The sequence below is a fragment of the Streptomyces sp. SID14436 genome (genome assembly GCF_010548465.1).
Classification (GTDB): domain Bacteria; phylum Actinomycetota; class Actinomycetes; order Streptomycetales; family Streptomycetaceae; genus Streptomyces.
Genome location: NZ_JAAGMD010000526.1, coordinates 1 through 800, shown reverse-complemented (window position 1 = coordinate 800; position 800 = coordinate 1). Strand labels below are relative to the sequence as shown.

Sequence of the window (800 nt, the reverse complement as noted above, 5' to 3'; positions counted from 1 at the left end):
CGGACCGCCCCGCCGCCGGTCCCGGCCCCCCTCTCCCCCGCCGAGCAGGCCACGGCCTCGGCCGCCGCCGCCCGGCTGCTGGCGCCGCTGCTGCCGGAACCGCTGGACCACGTGCTGCTCCAGGCCGACCTGACGGCGGTCGCGCCGGGCCCGTTGCAGCGGCCGCTCGCCGACGTGCTCGACGTGCTGGCGGACGTGGAGTCCAAGGGCGGGGCGACCGTGTACCGGTTCACGCCGGGTTCCGTCCGGCGTGCCCTCGACGCCGGGCAGACCGCCGCCGACCTGCACGCCTTCCTCGCCGCGCACTCCCGCACCCCGGTGCCGCAGCCGCTGGCGTACCTGATCGACGACGTGGCCCGCCGGCACGGGCACCTGCGGGTGGGCGCCGCCTCGGCGTACGTGCGCTGCGACGACGACGCCGTGCTCAACGAGATCCTCGCCGACAAGCGGGCCGCCGGTCTGGGCCTGCGCCGCCTCGCGCCGACGGTGCTGGCCGCGCGGACCGACCCGGCGGGACTGCTGGAGGGGCTGCGGGCCATGGGGTTCGCCCCGGCCGCCGAGTCCGCCGAGGGTGATGTCCTGATCACCCGGGCGCACGCCCGCCGCACCCCGCCGCGCACGGCGCCCGAGCCGGTCCCGGACGGGCCGCCGGTGCCCGACGCGACCCTGCTCACGGCGGCGATCCGGGCCGTCCGGGCCGGTGACCTCGCCTCCACCGCCCCCCTGAAAGCCGCGAGGGACGGCGACGGGCCGGTGCAGGGCGGCGAGCTGCCGCGCACCACCGCCGCCGAGACGCTGGC

General features: G+C 79.5%; 1 protein-coding gene. It reads left to right on the top strand.

All coding sequences use genetic code 11. From position 1 onward, the window contains the following. A partial coding sequence (locus tag G3I53_RS18020) for a helicase-associated domain-containing protein (RefSeq protein ID WP_164438560.1) occupies positions 1–800 on the top strand: 800 nt, incomplete at both ends.